We start from the raw sequence: 14492 nt of genomic DNA, 5'->3' as shown, positions 1-14492 counted from the left end.
CTTCAGGCCGCGTGCTCCACGTGCCAGTCCAGGGCGTCCTCGAGCCGGTCGTTTCCCCAGAAAATCTCGTCGCCCGTAACGAAGCTGGGCGCGCCGAAGACGCCCCTGTCAATCGCCTCCCGGGTCTGCGCTCTGAGCCTGCCCTTGTTTTCCCCGGAAACCGCCCTTTGCAGTATCGTCGACGGCTCCTTACCCAGAATATTGAGTGCGGAGGCTAAAATTTCACTATCGGAAATATCTTTGTCCTCGGCAAAATTGTAACTGTAAATAAGTTTTGAAATCTCGCTGCCCCATCCTTCGGGCCCGGCTACGAGCGCGATCTTCGAGGCGAGAACGCTGTTCCTCGGAAACTGAGACGGCCTTGTGAATGGTATCCCGTACTTGTCCGAGAGCCGCTCAATATCCCGCCACATGTAATTTCCCTTGGCAGTATAGATATTGAACGGAGACGTATCCCACCCCTGATCCTTGAATATCGGCCCCAGAAGAAAAGGTTTCCATTCGACTGAGATACCCCGCTCACGGGCCATATCTTCGATTCTGGACGCCGATAGATAAGAGTACGTACTGGCGAAGTCATACCAGAACTCAAACTTCAGGCTCACAATACCTCTCTTGCCGGAAATCATCAAGTATAAGATTCAAGCCGCGAATAAACCGGAAAATCCGCAGAAAATCTTCTCTGTCTAAGACGGGACCTATCCGCGCTCCGCGAGCTCCCTATCCAGAAGAAGAAGCGCCGAGCTGTTGTCGCCCGCGAATTTAAGCCTCTCCAATATCTCGGTCGCGCTCTTCTCTTCCTCGACCTGTTCCTGAATAAACCACTGGAGCTCGACAGCGGTGGCATGATCGTTTTCACTTATCGCCTTCTCGTAGAGCTTGTTAATCATACCGGTTACTTCTCTCTCATGGTCCAGAACCTGCTGAAACATGTCGGATAAAGACTTGAATTTATTCTGGGGCTTGTCGATGGATTGAAGCACAATGTGCCCGTCCCTGTCAATTACGTAGTCAAAGAGCCTTATTGCGTGCTCAAGCTCCTCTTTACTCTGCTTCCTGAGCCAGCTTGCAAAACCTCTCATATTTATGGATTCGCAGTGCGCGGCCATGGACAGGTACGTATATGAGGCGAAGTACTCGTTCTTGATTTGATTATTCAGTGCGTCCTGTATTTCCTTACTCAGCATGACAACCTCCTTTTTCAGGGATCGGTATTCTCTTTTGAAAATATTTAATTTTGCCGACCCTGACCTGTAAATAATTATCCCATAAAAGGGTTCTAATTTCAAGTGATTATTAGGTGGAAATCATTACCATTTAAATCTCAGGGCATTATATGAGCATTTTATTAATAATTCCAGGCTAATATGACGGCCAAACGAAAAATTATTTTCAGCGTTTCAGAAAAGCTTGGTATATAAAAACGGGGATTCAAAACTGAATCTCGCGAAGAAAATACGTCCGGAAAATGAGCAGGAAATTCACTCCTAACGCCACTTCCGCGCGACCAGATAGTACAGGGCCACGAGAAAACCGACAAGCCAGAATATTACCCCCAGACTGAATCTGTTTTCGTCACCGAACCAATCGGGCAGTCGATACAAGATAAAGAGACACAAAGGTGTCCACAGTAAGACGAATACGATCAGCGCCTTCATAATATCCCCTGATCCTTCCCTTTTGTCTTTTTTCCAATAATAATACTGAACGAATCCCGAGTCAAAATGAAGAGACCGCCTCTGCCGAATAAATAAAACATGTCCGATAAAGACCGTGATAAAAAGAGAAACGGCGCAGTTCTGAGCTGGTGTTTATACGACTGGGCCGATTCCGCGTTCGCCACGACTGTGATGGCAGCGGTGCTGCCCGTTTACTACAGCCAGGTAGCGGGCGTAAATCTTCCGGGCAATACGGCCACCGTTTACTGGGGTTATACGGTCGTCCTAGCGCTTGTTATATCGGCCCTTCTCGCCCCTGTAATGGGCGCCATAGCCGATTACTCCGGAATAAAAAAACGCCTTCTTTTAACCTTTGCTGCGCTCGGAATCTTCGCCACAGCGCTGCTATATTACGTAACGACGGGGGACTGGCTTACGGCGTCGCTCTTTTTTATACTCGGCAACGTAGGCTTTGCGATGTCCGAGGTTTTCTATAACGCTCTCCTTCCGCATGTGGCGGACCCCTCACAGATAGACCGTGTGTCGGTCAAGGGATATGCCCTGGGTTATCTCGGAGGGGGGATACTGCTCGCGATAAACATAGCAATGATCGAGCTCATGGAAGATAAAATGCTCGCGACGCGCCTCTCATTCATAACGGTCTCTGTATGGTGGGCAGTGTTCACGATCCCCCTGATACTGAACGTAAAAGAGCCCCCGGCAAGAAGGTTCGGATCAGAGAGCATAAATCCCGTCACGGCCGGCTTTAACAGGCTGCTTAAGACATTCAGTGAGCTTAGAAGCTACAGGCAGTTATTTCTCTTTCTCGCCGCTTTCTGGGTGTATAACGACGGTATAGGAACAATAATCAAGATGGCCACAATTTACGGAGCCGAAATCGGAATCGGCCAGACCGACCTTATCGGCGCGCTGCTCATGACTCAGTTTGTAGGCATACCCTTCTCTTTCGCATTCGGGAGGCTGGCTAAAATAACCGGCGCCAAGAACGCAATTCTCTTCGGACTCTTCGTTTACACCTTAATTTCGATAGGCGGTTACTTTATGGAGACTGCGCTTCACTTCTGGGTGCTGGCTTTTTTTGTCGGTACTGTGCAGGGCGGGACACAGGCGCTGAGCAGGTCTTTATTCGGGACCATGCTGCCCCGAGAGAAAACAGCGGAGTTTTTCGGATTTTACGGGATGAGCTCCAAATTCGCAGGCATAGTCGGTCCGCTTGTATTCGCGGTCGTATCCCAGCTGACGGGTTCGAGCCGCCTGAGCATTGTCTCGCTAATATTATTTTTTATCCTGGGCGCCTATCTTCTGAGCCGGGTCGACGTTGAAAAGGGTGTCCGGGCAGCCATGAACAAGGCATGAATTTTCAGAATGTCGGGGCTTAAAAATTTGCTGTTATCGGCACTGAAATATCTTTATTTGCCAGTCGTTTTCGCCCCTAATAAGAGACGCGGAAAGCCCTGTAAACGCTCCCGTTTTGAGTGTCAGCCGAAACAGCCCCGGGAGTCCCTTGTTTATTTAACTATTGCGCCTAACACCGTGTAATTACAGGACTTTAAAAAAAAACTTGACAACGTATTTTGCTATCTGTTAGGATGTAACCTACGGATTTGGGTGGGGCTTAATTCACATAATAAACCTGAGTAAAAGTTATCCACATCGTGTTGATGGATTGTGGATAAATTGTCTTTTATCCCGGAGGAACGGAGGAGAATTGGCCACGAAAAGATCGCCCCTTAGACACAAGTTGAGTTCGCTTTTCTCGGAAAAAAAGAATGATGGCAAGGGGGTTGAATTTTTCATATCAAAAGCGATTGGACCTGAAAAAACCCGGGACGCTGATGCCGGGGAGTCGAATCAGGGCATAGTTTGGGAAAAGGTGCTTGAAAGAATAAAAAAGAAGTCTAACCCGCAGGTATTTTTCTGGTTCGCGCCCCTGAAAGCGGTATCCGAGAACGAAGATTCAATCGTTTTAAAAGCAAATAGCGAGTTCGACAGAGACTGGATTATTAACCATTATCTGGAATTCATTCACGAAACTATAAGGGAAGTATATGGTAAAACGATAGATGTGGATATTATCACTTCGCAGGATAAAACCCCCTCTTCGGGCAGTAAAATCGAGAAAGGCGAAGCAAAAGAACAAAAAGCGGCAAAGTCGAACAAACTATTTACCGGTGTTTTAAACCCGAACTACTCATTCGACAGGTTTATCGTAGGTCCCAGCAACCAGTTTGCCCACGCGGCTTCCACAGCCGTAGCGAGAAAGCCCGGCGAAGCCTACAACCCCCTTTTCATATACGGTGGTGTCGGACTCGGGAAGACCCACTTAATAAACGCCGTCGGCAACCACATATTAAAATCGACATCGAATATGGCCCGTGTATGCTGCATCTCCGCGGAGCACTTCACAAACCAGGTCATAAACAGCATTAAATCCAATAAAATGGAAGAGTTCAGGAACAGATACAGATTCGGATGCGATGTGCTTCTTATCGACGATATACAGTTCATAGCGGGAAAGGAAAGCACACAGGAAGAATTCTTCCACACCTTCAACACCCTTTACGAATCCAAGAAGCAGATAGTGCTTACGAGCGATAAATCCCCCAAGGACATGTCATACCTTGAGGAAAGACTGAGATCCAGATTCGAGTGGGGACTCATTACCGATATTCAGCCCCCTGAAACCGAGACCAGGATTGCTATAGTCAAAAACAAGGCCGAATCCGAGGGTATAGTCCTTCCGAACGAAGTGGCCCTGTATTTAGCTCAAAACACCACTTCCAATATAAGGGAGCTCGAAGGAACGCTCACCAACATTGTGGCGCACTCAAAGCTTCTGAACACGGCGATTTCTCTCGATCTTGCAAAGGAAGTCCTGAAAAACATACTCAAGCAGCAGGACAATAAGTTTCTCAGCATAGAGAGCATTCAAAGGGAAGTAGCAGGCTTTTACGGTCTCAGGATACAGGACCTCAAATCCGGTAGAAAACAAAAGAACATCGCGCTGCCGAGACAAATAGCGATGTATCTGGCCAGAAGATATACAGGGGCTTCGTATCCGGAGATAGGCGAAAAATTCGGGGGTAAAGACCATTCCACCGTGATACATGCCGTAAAGAAAATAGAAAATCATCTGGGTAAAGACTCGTCCCTTGAAAACAATGTTAAAACCCTGTCCAGAAAAATAGAAAGTTTGGTCAGTGGATAGAGGGTGCATAAAACTGTGGAAGCAATTGTGGATAAAGCTGTTTTTAAGGATTCCGGAGAAATCTGTGGATGCGCGTTGATAAAAACTCTCTATTATCCACATGTTTGTAAACATAAAAAAACGTTTGTTTTTTAAGTAATAGGGCCATTATCCACAAATCCACAGGCCCTACTACTGCTACTACTAGAGAAAAAGAATTAAAGTTAATGTTATAAAGTAAAAGCAGGAGTAGCCGCAATGAAATTCAAGACCCAGGTACAAGATTTCTCGCTTAAACTCGGACTCGTTCAGGGCATATCTGAAAGACGGGCGACTATGCCGGTCCTGTCTCACGTTCTCATAAGCGTGAATAAAAACAAGATCGAAATCTCGGCAACCGATCTTGAGACAACAATGAGCACCTGGTCGAATGCCGAAGTATCGAAGGAAGGAAGTCTCGCCATACCGGCCAGAAAGCTCTACGAAATAGTAAAGGAGCTTGAGAGCGGAGAGATAGAGGTAGAGGAAATCGGAAACCACTGGGTGGAAATAAGGGCTTCATCAGCCGTATTCAAGATTGCGGGTCTGCCGAGCGAGGACTTTCCCATAATTCCCGAGCTCCACTCGGACAACCTGTTTTCCGTTCAAAGCTCGCTCATAGAGGAGATGATTTCGAAGACGATCTTTGCCGTGTCCCCTGACGAGCTCAGAAGAAACCTTGCCGGCATATATTTTGAGGAAGCGGGGAATAAGAGTCTGAGGCTCGTGGCGACCGACGGTCACAGGCTTTCTCTCGTGGAAAAAAATATCGACAGCAGGGTGAAGTTCGACAAGGGTTTCGTAGTACCCAAAAAAGGGGTTGCGGAGCTGAGAAAAGTCCTCAAACTGTCGGATAAGGTCAGGATAGGGGCGGGCGATAACTTCTTCATGGCGGAAGGGGAGGATATTATCCTGATAGCCAGGCTCATAGACGCGGATTTCCCGGATTATAAACAGGTAACCCCTGAAGTCACCAAAGTAACCCTTACCCTGGGCAAAAACGAATTTTTGAGCGCCTTAAAGCGTGTCTCTATACTCTCTTCCGAGAAAACCAGAAGTGTAAAATTCGGTATTAACCGTGAGGGCATGACTTTAATTTCCGTTTCCCCCGAGGTGGGCGAGGCAAGAGAGATCGTTCCTTTGGATTATTCAGGCGACCCTATTGAGCTCGGATTCAATGCGAGGTACCTGATGGACGTTCTTGAGGCTATTACAGTGGATAAGGTACAGATAGGCCTGATCGATGAGCTTAGCCCGGCCGTCGTCAAACCCGAGGGAGACGAGGTCTATTTATCCGTAATCATGCCTATGAGGGTTTAACCCGGCCAGTTAGTCTTCCGGATGCCTTTGTAATCAAGCTTACAAGACGCCCTGTGAGCTCAACGGCGTATTTCAGGACCTGAATCCGAGGGGTTAAAAAATATCGAAAAACCAAAACGATCCCCTTGGAGATTTTCTCGCACGCAAATAAATTTCGGGAACAGGTTCATGCTCGATTTGATTTTTCCCAAGATTTGTTGTTCATGTGAAAAGCCTCTGACGGGCGAGAGCGCGTTGTGCGGTCCTTGCTCGGGTGAAATAAAATTTATTAATGAGCTATCGAGCTGTGCGTTGTGCGGCGGGCCGTTCGGATTCTTCAGTTCGGAAGAAAGCGATAATTTCCTCTTTGCCCCGGGCGCAGGGGACGAGGGTCATCTTTGCGGGAATTGTATAAGAGGGAAATTCAGTTTTAAAAGGGCGCGCTCGGTTGCGGTCTACGAGGGTAGATTGAGAGACATGATTCACGAGTTCAAGTATGAGGGAAGATTAAGCCTCGAAGGCGTTCTTTCGCGTTTATTGTTCGATAATTCCCCCTGTGATCCCGGGGAGTTCGATATGGTGGTCCCCGTTCCCCTCCATGTTAACAAATTAAGGCAGAGGGAGTATAACCAGTCTGCGGTTATGGCTATGAATCTGGCATCGCGCGCCGGGATACGCCTGAATCTTCTGAGCTTGAGGAAAACAAGGGATACGAGGCCGCAGTTTGAGCTGAAAAACGAGGAAGAACGGCGTAGAAATGTAAGAGGGGCGTTTAAGGTAAAGTCCGGAGAGACATTGAGGGGCGCCTCGATACTGCTTGTCGATGACGTATTCACCACGGGCTCTACAAGCGAAGAGTGTACGAGGGAGCTCCTTAAATCGGGGGCGTCGGAGGTTTCCGTAATAACGCTTGCGAGGGCAAAAGGGGTGTAAAATTTATTTGACTTTAAAAGACCTTTACTTTAGATTTAAACAATAGGATTAAGTAAATTACTTAAAAAATGTACGGAAGATTCGTTGGACTGGATATTGGGAAAAGGGATGTAAAGGCCTCTCTGATCAAAAGGGGGTTGAGGGATATACAGTTACTCCAGACAATTCGCATCGAAAAATCCGTAATAACTGAAAGCCAACCGCACTATCTGAGCAATATTTTCACGGAATATTCCCTGCCGAAAGGGGACATTGCCGTCTCCCTTTCCGAAGACCCGACCTCGGTCAGGGTCATAAAGCTCCCTTTCTCCGACTCTAAGAAGATCGACCAGGTTTACGGCTTTGAACTTGAGAACATTTCCACCTTCGATCCCGGCGAGAAAATTCACGGATACCATTTGGTTAAAAACGATACCGGGAGCGAGGCGCTCGTTTGCGTTTTCGAGAAAGAGGACGTAGGGCAGCTGCTGGAAGTCTTCAATAGTGACGGGATAGACCCTAAAGTCGTAACTTATACGCCCGTGGCTTTCGGCGCGTTAAACGAGCTTCTTGAGGGCGCACGGCCGCTCGTGCTCGTCGATATAGGGGACGATGAGTTGAGTTTTACCCTTTTTGACGAAACGGGAATGAAACGCGTGAGGTCCTCAAGGAAGCCAATGCAGCTGTTTATGGAGAACTTATGCTCCCTGTTCGGGATCTCACGGGACGAGTTCGGATTTTCGAAAGAGGAGTTCTCACGGCTGAGCGGCGAAGATTTAAAAGAGAGTTTCCGGCCTGTTTTAAGCGAAATAAAAAAGACGGTGCATTTTTTCGAGACCGAGCTTAAGGAGGAAATCAGGACGATCCTTGTTTCGGGCTCCCTGTCTCAGCCCGCGGGACTTTGCGATTTGCTGAAAAATGAATTCGGCAGGGATGTAAAAAAACTGTTCATCCCCGACCTGGGCGTGGATAACTCGCCGGTATACGCGAAATCCTACGCGCTCGCACTTTACGGAAGCTCGCTCAAAGGCGGCTATCTCAATTTCAGGAAAGACGATTTCAAGTATGCCGGTATGGACCACGAGCTCAGAAAGGTCTTCATGGCGCCCGCCGTGCTGCTTGCTGTTTTAATCCTGTTATTTATCTATAACAACGCGTCCAGATATCTGGAGCTTAAAAAAGAGGTAAATATCCTGGAGACGCAAATTTCCGAGGTCGTAAAGGAAACGTTTCCCGATGTAAAAGTAATTCCGAGACCCGTTGAGTATATGGAATCGAAAGTCTCGGAACTCAGAGAAAAACTGAATATGATTGAAGGCGTCCAGGGCGCGAGCACTCCCCTCGAAGTACTCAGGAACATTTCCACCATGCTGCCCGAGAGCATGAAGGTTACCCTAAACGACGTCAGGTTCGAGAACGGCAATAATGTCAAGATACAAGGGGTTTGTGATTCGTATCAGGAAGTAACCGAGATAGAGGAAGCGCTTTCCAAGTCGGAAATTTTTGAAACCGTAACCAGGAATCAGACCGGTAACACGGTTAACGGAAAAACGAAATTTGAGATATCGCTGGTGCTAAAACCACAGGTATAAGATGGACATCAACAGTTTGATCGAGAGCGTACGAAAAGTACTGAGAGAGGCCCGGGAAAAACTGACGCGCCTTTCGTCTACGGAGCGGGACAGGAGAGCAATCAAGATAGGGGCCGCGGGTCTTTGTCTGCTGATTCTGTACCTGTTTCTGCATTCCTTCACTTCGGGCGCAGAGCGGCTTGAAAAAAGGGCAATACAGCTTCATGCGGACCTGGCCAGAATTGAAAACCTGAGAGACGAGTACCGGAATTCGAAAGAGAGGATAATTGAGATATCATCCCGGATAAAGGAGGAGGGCGAGCCGCTCATATCGGTGGTTGAGCAGATACTTGTGGACGAGAACATTGAGAGAAAGAACTTTTCAATCAAGGATATGAATTTGAGAACATCCGCATCCGAAGATTTCTATGAAGAGAGAAGTGTGGACGTTGAATTAAAAAACCTGTCTCTGAATAATCTGGTCGATATTCTATATAAGATCCAGAACGCCCAGTCTTTTCTTAAAGTTTCGAATTTAAACATAAGCACCAAATTCGATAAATCGGACTCTATGACGGTAAAGCTTCGGGTGTCTACGTTTGAATTCAAAGAGGTAAGCTGAAAATGAAGGACAGAATTAAAAAATTCAAGCATATTAAGCCCCTTTCCTACACATTCTTTTTCGTAATTGTGTTTACGGCGTTTCTGTTTGCCACATTTCCGAGAGAGATTATAAAAAACCGCACGATCGCGGAGATTGAAAGAAATACCCCGTTTGAGGCCGATATAGAAAGCGTAAGCGTCTCTCCCCTCCTCAGTATAAATTACAAAGGCGTGAAGCTTTATAAATCCAGGGACCGGTACCTGGAGCTGGATAGTCTGACTGTAAGCCCTTCAGTGCTTTCGTTTATTACGGGTTCTCCAAAATTTCCTTTCAGCGCCGAGCTTCTGGGAGGAGAAGTGAAGGGAAGTTTCGTTTTTAACAAGGCGAAGAACGGTGTAAAGAAAGTAGACGCGACTGTGAAAAACGTCTCCATTGACTCGATCCCGGCTCTCCTGTCTAATGATCCTCAAGGGGCTCTGTCCATCGGCGGCACAATGCAGGGAGAGCTCTATGCTCAGTTCGAGCCCCAGGCTCAGGGAAAATTTCAGTTCGAAATAAACGGTCTCAACTTGTATAACGTGAAAGTAAAGGGTTTCACGCTCCCCGGATTCAATGATTTGAAGTCGGTATTCAAAGGAAATTTCGAGGGGAAAACGACGGAAATAGAGGAGTTCAACGTCAAGGGCGACGATATTGATGTGCAAATTACGGGCACTGCCCCGCTTCTTTGGGAAATACCCAGCGGCGGCGTTATTAACCTCGGATACCGGATTCAGATGAAAGGGGCTCAGATGGCCCGGTACAAGGGGATTCTGGAGCCTTACCTCGCGACTCTCCAGGACGGAAGCCTCGGAGGGAAAATCCTGGGAACTGTCAAAAATCCGAGATTCGAAAAGGGGTCTGTAAAAAGGTTTTAACAAACTTTAACCCGTTTCCTCCAAAGCGGATTCCGACTCGGGTGTTCAAGTATATAAAGACATAACAATGAATGAAGAGGAACTGGAAAAGCAGCTCTTGAACGAAGGATTTTCGGGCATTTTCGTCCATCGGGACAGCCCCGGCGCCTTCTACCCTGATCATACCCACCCGGGCATAACGGCTCACATGGTGCTGGACGGGGAAATCACAGTAACTTCCGAGGGTGAAACACGCACATACGCGACGGGGGACAGATTCGATGTGCCGGCGGGTTCGGTCCATTCGGCAAAGATAGGCCCTCGGGGCTGCAGATACATGATCGGGGAAAAATAGTCACCCGGCGTGAGATCCCATACCCCTAGTACGGATTTATCATCCGCTTGTATTACCCGAGGCAATAATATAAAGCTCGCTTCTTAAAATACCGCCCCCCGCTCTTCCCGATTAAACAACCAAGTGTTCGATAGCGGACGGTTTCTGCTTTCCGCTGTATTTACAGAAACTATTTCATTAAATTCGGGACAGGGGTTAATTCATCTGCGGGAGTGTGCTTGTAGGGATTCCGGTGGGGATTTTCATATGGTTGTGATAAGCTTCTCTGATGGAGGTATTCAATATGAGGGCGTTAACTATATCTTTATTTATAGCTTCGGTTTTGGCTGCTCCGGTTTTTTTATTTCTTTCTTCCAGTGTCCTTGGCGAAACGAAAGATGATAACACGGATGAGAAAATGGAAATCCAGGGGCTGGGTTTTGATCAGCTCACTCAGACTCCGGTAGTGCTTCTTTCCGACCAAAAAGGGGAAAGAATCGTTCCGATCTGGATTGGACTCTGTGAGGCGAGGTCTATAGAGATAGGAATTTCGGGAATGATACCGCCCCGTCCGCTCACTTACGATATGGTGGCCGCGCTGATCAGGACCATGAAGGGGAATATAAAGAGAATTGTCATAACCGATCTCCGCGACCAGGTCTATTATGCGCAGATCGAAGTGTCGGTAAACGGCGAGGTCTCCAGGATAGACGCCCGCCCGAGCGACGCCATAGCGCTCGCGTCGAGGATGAATTCCCCGATTTTCGTAAAAAAATCCGTGCTTGAAAAGGCCGCTTTACTGGATTCGGACGTCGAGCGGAGGGAATTATAGAATGCATTGCATTACGCCCTCTCGGATTTTTTCTGTTTTTGGGCTCTCTTACTTACACTCCGCCTGCATTTGACATATATTTACCCTGTTGCTATCATTGTCCTCAAACCGCTTCGTTAAATAAAGCATGGGCTCCTCGGACAATCTCGAAAAACTAAGAAAGAAAATCGATACTCTCGACCGTGAGATACTTGAACTGCTGAACGAACGCGCTAAAGTCGCGCTTGGAATAAGGGAGCTTAAGAAGGAAAATCTGGTAGGCGTTTACGACCCTGCTCGTGAAAGGGAGATCGAAAGAAAGCTGACGGATATTAATACGGGCCCCCTGTCGCATGATTCCGTAGTCAGCGTGTACAGGGAAATCATCTCCGCCTGCCGCGCGCTCCAGCATCCCCTCAAGATAGCTTATCTGGGGCCTGAAGGAAGTTTTTCTCATCAGGCGGCGTTTCATGAATTCGGCGGTTCCTCGGAGCTTCTCCCGCAGGGAAGCTTCAAAGAAGTATTTGAGGAAGTGGAAAACGGCAGGGCTTCTTTGGGAATCGTGCCCGTTGAAAATTCCATCGAGGGCTCTGTAGGGATAGTGCTCGATTTACTTTCCGCCTCGCCTCTTACCGTTTCTTCCGAGCTCTTCGAGAGAATAAATCATTTTTTTCTGTCCAAAACGGGAGACATTCGGGATATCAAGATCGTCGCTTCTCACCCGCAGGCGCTTGCTCAGTGCGGGAAGTGGCTGAATAAGAGTTTGAGAGATATTGAGTTCAGGGAGACCGCGAGCACTGCCGAGGCGGCGAGACTCGCGTCACGGGACAAGAGGATAGGTGCAGTTGCCAGTGAGCATTCCGCTGCGATATATAATTTAAAGACGGTTGAAAAAAATATTCAGGACAACAATTGGAACACCACGAGATTCCTTGTAATTGGAAACAGGAAGAGCGAGCGGACGGGTGAGGACAGGACTTCGATCGTCTTTTCGTTAAAGGATAAGCCGGGGGAGCTTCAGAAATCATTTTTTCAGCCTTTTGCCCTGGCCGGGATAAATCTTACGAAGATCGAGTCCAGGCCCTCGAAGGAGAGGCCCTGGGAATACCTGTTTTTCGTCGATTTCGAAGGACACAGAGGGGACAGGGTCGTAAAGAGCCTGCTTGCGAAGGTGGCAAAGAAATGTGTTTATCTGAAAATATTGGGTTCCTACCCGGTCGGGATAACGGGCGACTGAGCTTTCCGTGATCCGCTTCCGGATTTAAATTTCGGCGGATTACACCTTATATTAATTTTAGTTGAAAAATTGGTTATAAAAAATAAGCGCCGCCTTCCAAACCTGATTCTTAAACGTAAGTAAGTCACAACCTCTATCGATGTTATGTGTCTAACCGGGCAGAGTTATGCTGAACCTGCTTCCCTTCCCCTCTTCGCTTTGAACGTCGATTCTGCCGCCGTGCATTATGACTATATGTTTTACGATACTCAATCCGAGTCCGGTGCCCCCGAGGTTTCTCGACCGGGTCTTGTCCACCCTGTAAAACCGTTCGAATATTCTGGGCAGTTGTTCCTTGGCGATCCCGATGCCCGTATCGTAAATTTCTATCAGTATCCCGGAGTCCGGTTTTGAGATACGGATTCCGACCTTGCCGTTTTCCGGCGTATATTTCACGGCGTTATCGATCAGGTTAATAAACATCTGCTCCAGCAGGAATTTGTTACCCTTAATAATGTTGTCATCCCTTTCCGCGTCGAACGATACTTCGAGACCCTTTTCCGCGGCCTGCGCTCTAAGCGCTTCGAGCGAGGACACTATCACCTCGTTTATATCGATGTCCTCCCAATTACCGTTTGTGTTTTCTCTGGAAAGAGAATCCCCGCTTTCAACCTCGGACAGTACCAGCAGGTCGGATACTATGTTGATCAGCCTGTCGGTATGGCGTTTTATGATACTTAGGAAATGTTTCTGATCCTCGGGGCTTTCATATGCTTCTTCCTCGAGTGTTTCGGTGTATCCTTTTATGGCGGTGAGCGGGGTCCTGAGCTCGTGGGATACATTCGCGATGAAATCAGCCTTGATTTTTTCCAGCCTTTTAAAGTCGGTGATATCAAACATCACAACGATGATTTCCCTCTCCGGGGAATCAAGCGGGATCACGTTTACAAAATAGTGCCTCTCGTCCGGGTAGAGGTAGAAGATTTCCCCGTTGTCGGGCTTCCAGTTTTGCAGGACTCCCTCTACGAGCTTTGTCAGCTCTCTGTTTCTCAATATTTCCCAATAGGGCTTAGCGGTCGGATCGTCCTTCAGGCCGAACATCTTCTTCAGAGCCTTGTTTATAATTATCACATTGCCCCGGTAGGAGACTACCATGACCCCTTCGCTCATTGCGCTCAGCACCGCTTCGAGCTGGTTCTTTTCCCTGGATAGCTGCTTGAAAAGCTCGTTCAGCTTCCTGGCCATCTGGTTCAGCGCAAGGCTGATTTTTGGTATTTCCCCTTTGCTTTTCGTAACCGGAATAGCTACGTTCAAATTCCCCCTGGCAAGCTCCTCGGAGGCGTTGATTATTCCCTTGAGCGAGCTGGTAATGGTTTTGGACATAGCCAGGGAGAGCAGCAGCGCAATCACCGTCAAAAGGGCCCCCAGATAAATTACCTTCCTTTCGATCGGCAACAGGGCGCTTTGAATGAAGCTCAGGGGAAGTGATGTCCGGATAACCGAAATCACGTTACCGCTCTTGTCACTGAAAGCCACGGCAACGTAGAACATCTCCTTCTCCAGGGTCGTGCTGTATCGTACGCTCTCCCCAACATCCTTGTCTATGGCCTCTACTATTTCCGGCCTGTCCGAATGATTCTCCATGTCGTCGGGATTTTTGCCGGAATCTCCCAAAACAACCCCGTTTTTGGCTACTACGGTGATTCTGACCCCGGTCTTGCCGCCCAGCTCGGATACTATTTTCTGTATTTGCTCCTGGTTTTCTTTTTCCAGCAAGGGCTTGAGGACTTCGATTACGAGGTTGGCTGTAGTGAGAAGGCTTTCTTTGGTGAGTGCTTTATCGTAATTTTTCAGCTCCCCTATTACGAGGAACGTGAATAGAAACAATACAAGGAATATGATTAAAAAACTGGAGATGAAATTTTTCCAAAATATGCTCAAGAG

Annotated in this window: 14 protein-coding genes; 10 read left to right on the top strand and 4 right to left on the bottom strand. The window is 47.7% G+C overall.

The window, feature by feature from the left end; all coding sequences use genetic code 11:
- Positions 1-2: 2 nt before the first annotated feature.
- The 3 genes from RIG61_12760 to RIG61_12750 all read right to left on the bottom strand — a co-directional run bounded on the left by RIG61_12760 (position 3) and on the right by RIG61_12750 (position 1658).
- Positions 3-605: a 2-hydroxychromene-2-carboxylate isomerase gene (locus RIG61_12760; protein ID MEQ9620029.1), complete on the bottom strand. Its 603-nt coding sequence runs from the start codon at positions 603-605 to the stop codon at positions 3-5.
- A 93-nt stretch (positions 606-698) separates the two neighbouring features.
- Positions 699-1187, bottom strand: coding sequence for a ferritin (locus tag RIG61_12755; protein ID MEQ9620028.1), 489 nt, complete (start codon positions 1185-1187; stop codon positions 699-701).
- A gap of 300 nt (positions 1188-1487) precedes the next feature.
- Complete coding sequence (locus RIG61_12750) at positions 1488-1658, bottom strand: hypothetical protein (GenBank protein ID MEQ9620027.1); 171 nt, start codon at positions 1656-1658, stop codon at positions 1488-1490.
- A 99-nt stretch (positions 1659-1757) separates the two neighbouring features.
- Between RIG61_12750 and RIG61_12745 the strand changes: the two genes are divergently transcribed.
- The 10 genes from RIG61_12745 to pheA all read left to right on the top strand — a co-directional run bounded on the left by RIG61_12745 (position 1758) and on the right by pheA (position 12569).
- Positions 1758-3035 carry an MFS transporter gene (locus RIG61_12745; GenBank protein MEQ9620026.1) on the top strand — a complete coding sequence of 426 codons (1278 nt, stop codon included), beginning with the start codon at positions 1758-1760 and terminating at the stop codon, positions 3033-3035.
- A gap of 352 nt (positions 3036-3387) precedes the next feature.
- Complete coding sequence (gene dnaA, locus RIG61_12740) at positions 3388-4887, top strand: chromosomal replication initiator protein DnaA (protein ID MEQ9620025.1); 1500 nt, start codon at positions 3388-3390, stop codon at positions 4885-4887.
- Positions 4888-5124: 237 nt separating this feature from the next.
- Positions 5125-6225: a DNA polymerase III subunit beta gene (dnaN, locus tag RIG61_12735; GenBank protein ID MEQ9620024.1), complete on the top strand. Its 1101-nt coding sequence runs from the start codon at positions 5125-5127 to the stop codon at positions 6223-6225.
- Between the two features lie 168 nt (positions 6226-6393).
- On the top strand, positions 6394-7137 hold the full coding sequence (locus RIG61_12730; GenBank protein ID MEQ9620023.1) for a ComF family protein: 744 nt from the start codon (positions 6394-6396) through the stop codon (positions 7135-7137).
- A 68-nt stretch (positions 7138-7205) separates the two neighbouring features.
- A complete protein-coding gene (locus tag RIG61_12725; protein MEQ9620022.1) occupies positions 7206-8708 on the top strand; it encodes a PilN domain-containing protein in 1503 nt (500 codons plus the stop codon).
- Position 8709: 1 nt separating this feature from the next.
- Complete coding sequence (locus tag RIG61_12720; protein MEQ9620021.1) at positions 8710-9309, top strand: hypothetical protein; 600 nt, start codon at positions 8710-8712, stop codon at positions 9307-9309.
- 2 nt (positions 9310-9311) lie between these two features.
- Complete coding sequence (gspN, locus tag RIG61_12715) at positions 9312-10208, top strand: type II secretion system protein GspN (protein ID MEQ9620020.1); 897 nt, start codon at positions 9312-9314, stop codon at positions 10206-10208.
- 67 nt (positions 10209-10275) lie between these two features.
- Positions 10276-10542: a cupin domain-containing protein gene (locus tag RIG61_12710; GenBank protein ID MEQ9620019.1), complete on the top strand. Its 267-nt coding sequence runs from the start codon at positions 10276-10278 to the stop codon at positions 10540-10542.
- A 283-nt stretch (positions 10543-10825) separates the two neighbouring features.
- Complete coding sequence (locus tag RIG61_12705; protein ID MEQ9620018.1) at positions 10826-11353, top strand: bifunctional nuclease family protein; 528 nt, start codon at positions 10826-10828, stop codon at positions 11351-11353.
- A gap of 127 nt (positions 11354-11480) precedes the next feature.
- The gene (gene pheA / locus RIG61_12700; protein ID MEQ9620017.1) at positions 11481-12569 is read left to right on the top strand and encodes a prephenate dehydratase; all 1089 of its coding nucleotides are present in this window, start codon (positions 11481-11483) and stop codon (positions 12567-12569) included.
- Between the two features lie 150 nt (positions 12570-12719).
- Here the strand turns inward: pheA and RIG61_12695 are convergent, their stop codons facing one another.
- Positions 12720-14489 carry an ATP-binding protein gene (locus RIG61_12695; protein MEQ9620016.1) on the bottom strand — a complete coding sequence of 590 codons (1770 nt, stop codon included), beginning with the start codon at positions 14487-14489 and terminating at the stop codon, positions 12720-12722.
- Positions 14490-14492 lie beyond the last annotated feature (3 nt).

The sequence above is a fragment of the Deltaproteobacteria bacterium genome (assembly GCA_040223695.1).
In the GTDB taxonomy this organism is placed as follows: Bacteria; Desulfobacterota_D; UBA1144; order Nemesobacterales; family UBA2774; genus JAVKFU01.
This window is presented reverse-complemented; position numbering and strand designations above follow the sequence as displayed.

Coding starts and splice junctions, on each gene's coding strand:
- RIG61_12755 (MEQ9620028.1), bottom strand. CDS start 1,187: ATGCTGAGTAAGGAAATACAGGACGCACTGAATAATCAAATCAAGAAC.
- RIG61_12750 (MEQ9620027.1), bottom strand. CDS start 1,658: ATGAAGGCGCTGATCGTATTCGTCTTACTGTGGACACCTTTGTGTCTC.
- RIG61_12745 (MEQ9620026.1), top strand. CDS start 1,758: ATGTCCGATAAAGACCGTGATAAAAAGAGAAACGGCGCAGTTCTGAGC.
- dnaN (MEQ9620024.1), top strand. CDS start 5,125: ATGAAATTCAAGACCCAGGTACAAGATTTCTCGCTTAAACTCGGACTC.
- RIG61_12730 (MEQ9620023.1), top strand. CDS start 6,394: ATGCTCGATTTGATTTTTCCCAAGATTTGTTGTTCATGTGAAAAGCCT.
- RIG61_12725 (MEQ9620022.1), top strand. CDS start 7,206: ATGTACGGAAGATTCGTTGGACTGGATATTGGGAAAAGGGATGTAAAG.
- RIG61_12720 (MEQ9620021.1), top strand. CDS start 8,710: ATGGACATCAACAGTTTGATCGAGAGCGTACGAAAAGTACTGAGAGAG.
- gspN (MEQ9620020.1), top strand. CDS start 9,312: ATGAAGGACAGAATTAAAAAATTCAAGCATATTAAGCCCCTTTCCTAC.
- RIG61_12710 (MEQ9620019.1), top strand. CDS start 10,276: ATGAATGAAGAGGAACTGGAAAAGCAGCTCTTGAACGAAGGATTTTCG.
- RIG61_12705 (MEQ9620018.1), top strand. CDS start 10,826: ATGAGGGCGTTAACTATATCTTTATTTATAGCTTCGGTTTTGGCTGCT.
- pheA (MEQ9620017.1), top strand. CDS start 11,481: ATGGGCTCCTCGGACAATCTCGAAAAACTAAGAAAGAAAATCGATACT.